Source organism: Marisediminicola sp. UYEF4 (genome assembly GCF_040546025.1).
In the GTDB taxonomy this organism is placed as follows: domain Bacteria; phylum Actinomycetota; class Actinomycetes; order Actinomycetales; family Microbacteriaceae; genus Marisediminicola.
Genome location: NZ_JBEPNA010000021.1, coordinates 22,210 through 31,190, shown reverse-complemented (window position 1 = coordinate 31,190; position 8,981 = coordinate 22,210). Strand labels below are relative to the sequence as shown.

General features: G+C 71.6%; 5 protein-coding genes. 2 read left to right on the top strand and 3 right to left on the bottom strand.

Features of this window, described 5'->3' with window-relative positions; all coding sequences use genetic code 11:
• Positions 1–323: 323 nt before the first annotated feature.
• From ABIB15_RS14010 to ABIB15_RS14000, 3 genes are all read right to left on the bottom strand, one after another.
• Entirely contained in the window at positions 324–4,463 is a 4,140-nt protein-coding gene (locus ABIB15_RS14010; RefSeq protein WP_354479887.1) for an SCO7613 C-terminal domain-containing membrane protein, read from the bottom strand.
• 109 nt (positions 4,464–4,572) lie between these two features.
• Entirely contained in the window at positions 4,573–4,746 is a 174-nt protein-coding gene (locus ABIB15_RS14005; protein ID WP_354479884.1) for a DUF2510 domain-containing protein, read from the bottom strand.
• A 157-nt stretch (positions 4,747–4,903) separates the two neighbouring features.
• Entirely contained in the window at positions 4,904–6,982 is a 2,079-nt protein-coding gene (locus ABIB15_RS14000; protein ID WP_354479881.1) for a S9 family peptidase, read from the bottom strand.
• Positions 6,983–7,049: 67 nt separating this feature from the next.
• Here ABIB15_RS14000 and ABIB15_RS13995 point away from each other — a divergent pair, with 67 nt between their 5' ends.
• Both ABIB15_RS13995 and ABIB15_RS13990 read left to right on the top strand, forming a co-directional pair.
• A complete protein-coding gene (locus tag ABIB15_RS13995) occupies positions 7,050–7,892 on the top strand; it encodes an alpha/beta fold hydrolase (RefSeq protein ID WP_354479879.1) in 843 nt (280 codons plus the stop codon).
• Between the two features lie 9 nt (positions 7,893–7,901).
• Entirely contained in the window at positions 7,902–8,960 is a 1,059-nt protein-coding gene (locus ABIB15_RS13990) for an NAD-dependent epimerase/dehydratase family protein (RefSeq protein WP_354479876.1), read from the top strand.
• Positions 8,961–8,981 lie beyond the last annotated feature (21 nt).

Here is an 8,981-nt window from a genome sequence, read left to right as displayed (position 1 = left end):
GCCCCCCGCGCCCGCGCACGCGACGGCCCCGAAGCGGGGAAACACTGAACCGGGGGCGCCCCCCCCCCCCCCCCCCCGAAGCGGAAAAGGCCCGAATCGGAGGACCCCCGAAGCGGAGGACCCCCGAAGCGGAGGACCCCCGAAGCGGAGGACCCCCGAAGCGGAGGACCCCCGAAGCGGAGGACCCCCCCGAAGCGGCGAAACCCCCGAAGCGGCGAAACCGCCGAAGCGGCGAAACCGCCGAAGCGGAGGACCCCCCGAAGCGGCGCAACCCCCGAAGCGGCGAAGACCCCGAAGAGTAGAAGTCCCCCACTACGGAGGAACTACCGCAGCCCGCTCACCCGCAGCACGATGCCGCGTACGTTCTGGATCCGCCGCTCGTACCGGGCCGCGAGGGCGATGAGGACGATGCCGCCGACGGCGAGCCACAACCACCACGGGAAGAACTCGTAGACGGCCCTGATCTGCGGCGCGAACGTCGCGAGGACATGCACGAGCACGACGACGGCGCCGATCAGGAACGGTGCCTGCAACCGTCGCACCGCGCCCATGACGACGATCGTGATCCCCACGACGCCGATGCCGACGAGGCGCCAGAGTGGACCATCGTCGATGGTCGCGAAAAGGGACGGCACCAGCAGCACCGCGACGCCCGGTCCCAGCCAGGGCCAGCTCCGGGCATCCGGATCCGAGATCATCCGCACGGCGCCCGTCGCGATCAGGGCGAGAGCGAGCGGGATCGTGCCGATCTCGATGGGGTCGAGAGCGCCCGCGACGATGCCGACGACCACGGCGACGGACGCATACGCGAGGGCGAGCCACGCGACGAACTGCGTGAACGGCGCCCGGTCGATCAGGAACGCGATGACGTGGATGGCGCAGAATACGAGCGTCACCCCAAGCGCCCGCAGAAGGCCGGCCGGGCCGCCGTCGATCGCGATGGCCTCGATCGCGATCACGGCGGTGAAGGCGATGATCGCGAGCGCCTGGCTGGCGACGAGTCGCTGGCGGGCGAACGCGTCTCCGGTGGCACCGGAGAGCCGCTCGCGGCTCTGGCCGAAGCCGGCCGCGACGAGCCCGAGCAGCGCGAAGCCGAGCCAGGCCTCGAGCTCGCCGCCCGGCGCGATGCCCCGGGGGCCGTCGGTCAGGATGGCGGCGGCACGCCCGACGGCTGTGACGATGACTCCGACCGCCCCCGCGAGGGCCGCGGCATCCAGGTAGGGACGGATGCCGGCGCGCGCGACGACCATGCTGCCGAGCAGTACCAGGCCGGCCGAGATGCCGCCGATGATGATGGCGCGGGTCGGCGGGCCGTCCGCTGCAACCACGGCGATCGGCACGATCGAGACGAGCAGTGCGGCCAGCGCGACGACGGGCGCTGCGCCGGATGCCGGAACCGCGCCGGGCGCCGGACGAGCGCCGGATGCCGGAACCGCGCCGGGCGCCGGAAGAGCGCCGGGTGCCGGACGAGCGCCGGATGCCGGAACCGCGCCGGATGCGGACACGGGACCGCCCACCCCGGCTCCTGCCGCCGCCCGACGGTCGGCTCGCCAGAGCAGCAGCGCCATGATGAGCAGCGCCCCCGACAGCGGGAGCACCCACGGCTCGACCACGGTCACGCCGCGGTCGCCGAGCGCGAGCCACAGGCCCATCGTCGCGAGGGCGAGCGCGACCCAGGCGAGGTGGCGGCGCGGCGACCTCGAGGCGAACACGCCGTCGCGGCTCGTGCCGAGCAGGAGTGTTGCGACGGCGGCGATGACGAGCACCAGCCAGGTGGAGTCGTCCTGCCGCGCGAGCAGGGCGAGCGCCATCGGCGGCACGCCGACGAGCACCACGCCGAGATCACGGACCTCGCGGGGTATCTGCGTCTGTCGCATAATCGCGACGGCCAGCGACCCGGCGCTGACCAGCAGCGCGGCGGTGACGGGAGCCACGGCGACGACAAGCTCGGGAGCGTCGATTGCGAGAGCAATCGAGAGAAGCAGGATGAGCGTGGCGGACCCGATCGCGACGGATGCCGTTGACCGCTCGATCGGGAAGGCGGCGGTGGACGGCAGAGCCGTCCAGAGCAGGAGTGCGGCGAGCAGGAGCGCACTGAGAACCAGGACCGAGGGTACCGGAGCGAGGAGGGCGACATCGGATGCGGGACCGAACTGCAGCCACACGGCCGAGCCGCCAGCGGCCACCAGGGAGATCCAGAACATCGTGCGCCGGTCGAGTGCGCTGAGCATGCGGTTGAGCGGCAAGGCGCTGAGCGCGAGTGCCACGACCGCCGTGAACCCGACCAGACGCACCGAGTCGTCTGCCGCGATGATGTCGGTGGCGATACCGACCTGGCGTGCCGTAGCGGCGGCTGCGACCAGGACCAGCACCAGCGCGATGCCGAGTAGTCCCGCGCGGATGCCCGCGCTGCGCGTGAGCGCTCGGGCCACGAGAGCGAGCCCGACCGCTGCGGCGGTGGCCGGTGCCCACGTCGCCTCGCTGGCCCAGCCGAGCATCCAGCCGGCCGTCGTCGCGACGGCGAGCAGCAAGAGCAGCGCGGGCGTCACGGCAGGCGAGACAGCCGGGGTGCCCGACGGGACAGTTTGGGTGCTGGGAGACGGAGTTCCCGAGGCGGCCGGGATGCCAGGGGAGGTGCGGGCGAGCAGCAGGAGCGCCGCGAGCGACGCGACCCCGAGAACCAGCCATCCCATCGAGACGAGCACGACGCTTCCGAGCAGGGGGACCGCAAGCACGAGTACCGCCGCGACGACGGACGCGAGCACGCGGACCCGGCGGCGAAGCAGGCCGCTGGCCGCCCACCCGACCGCGCCGAGGATGGTCACCGCAGCGAGCGTGAGGATCGCGTCGCGGAGCGCCGCCGTCGGCTCGGCGATGGAGTCGGTGGCGGAGCGCGTCCATGGTTCCTCGAGCGGGGCCGTCACGGCGAGCAGGGTCGCGGTGCCGCTGGTGAGGAGGGGCTGGATCGCGACGATGGCCGCAACGAGGAGGGCCCCGGCCCCGGCCACGGCGGAACTCCGTCGCAGGAATGAATCGGCCACGCGGTGCGCGCCGGCCTCGAGGCCGAGGGCGACCGCGACGGCGACGACAGCGGGGACGAGCACAGCGGTGAGTCCGTTGTCGCGTGCCACCGCGACGGCGCCGGTCACGGCGAACGCGAGCCCGAGGGCGGCCGCGAACAGGGCACCGAACATGAGCGGCCGTGGTTCAGGAAGCGACCAGAGAACGACGAGGTGCAGTGCGGCGATGAGCCCGATCACGGTGAAGGTGGTGGCGGATGCTGCGGGTCCCGCAATCTGCCCGGCATCCGCTCCGCTTCCCGATCCGAGCACCGGATCGAGCCAGATCATGCCGAGGGCGGCCAGTGCCGCGCCGGCCAGTGCGGCGAGCGAGGTGACGAGCACGATCCAGCGTTCGGTGCGCGCGGGGGCCTGGGCTGCCGTGGTCGTGGCGGGGCGTCCGGCCAGCCGGTGCACGATCCCCGCCGCGGCGATGGCCGCGAACGTGATCCCGAGCCTGATCGACTCGGGTGCCGCCGGCGCCGCAGAATAGGCGAGAAGTCCGACACCGGGGGAGACGGTCGCGAAGCCGGCGATGCTGGGCGCCCGCATCGTTGTTGCGCGGTTCCAAGCCACGAAGGCGGCACCGGAGGCGACCATGGTGAGTCCCCAGAATGCGTCGCCGGCGACTGCTCCAGCCCCGAAGAGGTTGTTGGCGCGGACGGCGAAGGCGTCGAGGTAGACGAGCACGATCGCGAAGCTCGCGATCCCCTCGGCGGTCGTGCGCAGACCTCGACGCCGCAGAAGCTCTGCGCCCGCGATCGCGCCGAGCGTGATCGTGCCGATGATGATGGACCGCCAGCCGATCCCGAAGTTGATGAAGGCGTAGACGAGGAAGAAGATCGCGCCGACCGACAGGGCGGACACCCCGACGATGAGAAGGGCGAGCTGCACGCTCGACACCCGGCGGCGGACCGGCCCGGCCGGCCCGGCGGCAGCAGCGGCCACAGGAGGCGCTGGAGGCGCTGGATGCGCTGGAGGCGCTGGAGGGGCGGGCGCCCCGGGAGGCGCGACAGCGGGACGCGCCGCAGCGGCGATGACGGCGCCAGAAGGCGCGACCACCGGAGCCGCAAAGGGCACAGCGGCAAGGGTCGCGTCAGGCTGCCCCGAGGCCGTCGAGCGTGCCGCGGCCGCAATGGCTGCGGCACGCGCATCCGTCTCGAATCGCATCCGGCCGATGATTCCGACCCTGCGGGAGAGCATCGCGGACGCCTCGAGCGATGTCGCGAACAGAAGCTCGACCGCGGGATGATTCAGGTCGAGCCCGCACACGCCGCACACCGTGCCGGAAAGCCGCGAGAAGCAGGCGGGGCACAGGGCGCGATCGGTGAGCGCACCGAGACCGCTCGGCCAGACCACCGCTCCCGCATAGGGGCGGTAGTCGGCGGGGCCGCCATCGGGCATGAGCACTCCTCGAGGTAGAGACCTCAGGCTAGCGCTCCGCTGACATCCCCGGACGGCAGAAGCACCGGCTGAGGAGAATCCGCGTCACCACGTGAATCCCGCGGACAGGTTAGGGAGAGCTGACGAGCTCCACCTTGTAGGCCGACGAGACCTGGATTTCAGCACGCGGCTCTTCGATCTGGTTGGTCCACATCATGCCGTTCCACCAGCGCAGCTGGGGAAGGCCGAGGGGATCGCGGTACCAGCCGGAGGGCGCGAGGGGAGCAGTTTCAGCAGCAGGCATGGTGGGTCTCCATGTTCGAGTGTCCGACCGCGGCGGACGATTCGGGTGCGGTAGTCGTGCATGCCGAACCGCGGCGGCCATTCGGGGGGCGGTTGAGTTGAGCATAGTCCCCCTTATAGGGGACTCCGCGCCCCCCTAAACGGGGGTCGAGTTATTGTCAGCCCAGCAATTCCGGGCGCGTCCAATCTGCCCCGTGCACGTGCTGGTCGAGGAAGGCGAACACTGTCTCGTACCAGACGACGGCGTGCTGCGGCCCGAGCACCCAGTGATTCTCGTTCGGGAAGTAGAGGAACTTGTGCGGCGTTGTGCCGTCGGGCTCGGCGTGGTGCTCGGCGAGCTCCGACCACAGCCGCAGGCTCTCCCCGATCGGAACCCGGTAGTCGTGGTCGCCGTGGATGACGAGCATCGGCGTCGAGATGTCGCGCACGCTGTGGTGCGGTGAGCTGTCGATCATGCCCTGCGGCGAGAAGATGCTCTGCCAGTACTGCGAATTGTCGGTCGTCCCGTTGAACTGGTCGAGGGCCCACAGGCTCGCGTGGCTGATGATCGCGGTGAACCGATCGGTGTGCCCGGCGATCCAGTTCGCCATGTAGCCGCCGAACGAGCCTCCCATCGCGGCGGTCTTCGTGGCGTCGATATCGGGGCGCGCCTCGGCGGCATCCGTGATCGCGAGGAGGTCGGTGTACGGCTTCGCCCCCCACGAGTCCCAGCCGCGCGCGACGAAGTCCAGGCCGTATCCCGTCGACAGCGCGGGGTCGGGCAGCAGTACCGCGTAGCCCCGGGCGACCGCGAGCAGCGGGCTCCAGCGCCAGCTCCACGCGTTCCAGCTGTTCAGCGGTCCGCCGTGGATCCAGAGCAGGAGGGGGGCCGGATGCTGCGCGTCGGCGCCGCCTGGCAGCATGAGCCAGGCGCGAAGTCGCGACCCGTCCTCGGCCACCGTCTCGACCTCGGTGATCGAGCCGGGCGCTTCGGGCACCTTCGCGGGTGTCGCGAGCGGGATGACGTCGCCCGCGTCGGTGATCCGTACCGGATGCGACGGCGCCATCCACGAGGAGCGGAGCGCGACGAGGTCACCGGTCTGAGTGTCGACGGCGACGTGGGTGTAGCTGTAGTCGTCGCGGGTGAGCCGCTCCGCGGCAGCACCGTCGAGCGGGATGCGGAAGATCGGGCCGCGGCCGTCGTGGTCGGCCGTCACGATGAGGGACTCGTCGTCCACATCGAAGACCATGCTCGAGGGCCAGCGGTCCCAGCCCGCGGCGAGGCGGCGCGGTTGGGTCCCGTCGATGCCGACGACCCAGATCTCCTGGTCGGCCGGTCCGTCCGGGGTGCTGAACGCGCTGCGGACGAACGCGACGAGGGACCCGTCGCGGCTGATGGTGGGGGATTGGAAGTGCACGCGGTGTTCGTCGAACAGCGTCGTGCGCTGCCCGGACTGCACGTCGATAGCGACCAGCACGTGCCGGCCGGAGCGCTGCTCCTGCACGCGCAGCGCTGCGATGACGGTGCGGCCGTCGGGGGTGATCGCCTGGCCGGCCGTGTCGCCGGCGCGGCCGGGAGCCGGCGTGAGGTCGTTCGGCCTCGGCAGGTCGACCGGGTAGATTGCAGCGGCGTCCGGGTCCACGGTCGCCCGTGCGGCTATCGTCTCGGCGAGATGGGACAGGTCGAGCGACAGCAGGTGCGGCTGGGCCGGGCCGAGATCGTGGTCCCAGTAACGCACCGGGTAACTCTCGTGCAGGATCGCGGAGACCTTCTTGTCGGTGCGGTTCTTGCGCGCGGCGGCCTCCGCCTCGAGGCTGTCGGAGCTGGGGAGCAGATCTGCGGCGATCACGACTGCATTCGATGATGTCGCTGTCGCGGCGATGCCGGATACGCCGCCTGCCAGACGGGTCACCGCCCGTGCCTCGCCGCCGCCGGCCGGCAGCAGCCAGAGCTGCGCGGCCTCGGTGTCCTTCTCGGGCTCGGCATCCGGGCGGGCGGAGACGAACAGCACGTCCCCCGACCCTGTGAACGTGACGCCGGATTCGCCCTTGGCCGAGCGGGTCAGCCGAGTCGGCACTCCGGTGCCGTCGGAGGGCACCGACCAGAGCGTCCGCTCATAGGAGGTGGCGTCGCGCGTGAGCGTCGCGACGGTGAGCACCACCCGGCGCCCGTCGGGCGAGAGCGCGAGGCCCTCGATCCGCGGGAGCGCGATGAACTCGTCGAGGGAGGCGAACGGAAGCGAAACCTGAACTGACATGTACTCCACGCTAACTCGCCGGGAGAGCGGCCAGCCGAGTGTGCTCCCGTGGACGTACGCTATGCGCGTGAGCAAAACCCACGACATCCGACTTGATGATGGCCGCACCGCGCGCGTTCACGACACCGGGTCCGGGTCCGCGCTCGCGCTGATCTGGCACCACGGCTCGCCCCAGACCGGCGCGCTCCTCGAGCCGCTCGTCGCCGCGGCCGCCGACCGGGGCATCCGACTCCTGTCCTATGGGCGCCCGAGCTACGGCGGGTCGTCCCCTCTGCCCGGCCGCACCGTCGCGTCTGCGGCGTCCGACGTAGCCGACATCGCGGATGCGCTCGGCATCGACCGGTTTGCGGTCATGGGCGCGTCGGGCGGCGGGCCGCATGCCCTCGCCTGCGCCGCGCTGCTGCCCGAGAGGGTGTTGGCCGTCGCGCTGCTGGCCTGCATCGCCCCGTCGGATGCCGAGGGACTCGACTTCCTGGCCGGGATGGCCTCCGATGGCGCGTCGCTGCGCGCGGCGATGGCCGGTCGGCGCGCGCGGGAGCACTGGGAGCAGATTGAGGAGTTCGATCCGGAGAGCTTCAGCGCGAGGGACTACGCGGCGCTGGAGGGCGGCTGGTCGTCGCTCGGCGCGGACGTCGGAGTCGCCGCAGCCGACGGCGCCGACGGTCTGATCGACGACGATCTCGCTTTCGTGAGCCCGTGGGGCTTCGACGTGGCGGGCATCGAGGCGCCGGTCCTCGTCGTGCAGGGCGGGCTGGACCGGGTGGTTCCGCCAGCCCACGCTGACTGGTTCGCCCGCCGCCTCGCGCACTCCGAGCTGTGGTCGCGCCCGGACGATGGGCACATCTCGGTGCTCGACGCGTGCCCGGCGGCGATGGACTGGATTCTCTCCAGCGCCGAGATACACGCTTGACTGGGCGCCATGCGCAAAGTCCTGATCCTCGGCGGCACCGCCTGGCTTGGCCGCGCGATCGCGGCACACGCCGTGGGCGCGGGCGACGACGTGACCTGTCTGGCGCGAGGCGAGGCGCGGCGGGTGCCGGCCGGGGCTCGCCTCGTGCGATCCGATCGGTCCCGGCCCGGAGCGTACTCGGGCGTGCTGGATGGCGAGTGGGACGACGTTATCGAGCTCTCCTACAACCACGGGTTCGTTACGGCGGCGCTCGACGCGCTGGGCGCGACGGCCCGGCATTGGACTCTCGTGTCGTCCGTGTCGGTCTATGCGAGCAATGGAGAGGCGGATGCTGGTGAGTCGGCCGCCCTGCACGAGCCGCTCGATCTCGACGACTACGGCCATGCCAAGGTCGCCGCGGAGCGGGCCTCGACGTCGGCCGTCGGCGATCGGCTGCTGATCGCGCGGGCCGGCCTGATCGCGGGCCCGGGCGACGGCAGCGATCGGTTCGGTTATTGGGTCGGCCGCTTCGCTCTGGCCGGCGACGGTGCCGTGCTTGTGCCCGATACCGGCAACCGCATGGTTCAGTTCATCGACGTCGACGATCTCGCTGCCTGGCTCATCGCGGCCGGGCGGCGCGGCCAGTCGGGCACCTTCAACGCGGTCGGACCCGCGCGGCCGCTCGTCGAGGTCCTCTCCGCCGCGGCCGAGGTAGCCGGCCGCACGGCACGGACGGTGACCGCTGCCGACGACTGGCTCATCACCAACGATGTGCGGTACTGGTCCGGCCCTCGCTCTCTCCCACTCTGGCTTCCCGCGGCAGACGTCGGCTTCGCGCAACGGAACACCGACGCATTCCTGGCTGCCGGCGGCTCCACCAGATGCCTCCGGGAGACTCTGGCGCGGTCTCTCGACGACGAACGCGCGCGCGGCCTGGACCGCGAGCGACGGTCCGGACTGTCACGCGCCGAGGAGCTCGAGGTCATCGCGCGCACGCTGCCGTCAGCGGAGCAGCGTGTCGGGGCCGGCGGCGAGGGGGAAGTCGACGTCGATGTCGACATTGATCCAGATCGTGGCCGCGGTTGTTGATCCGTAGATCGCGGCGGGGTC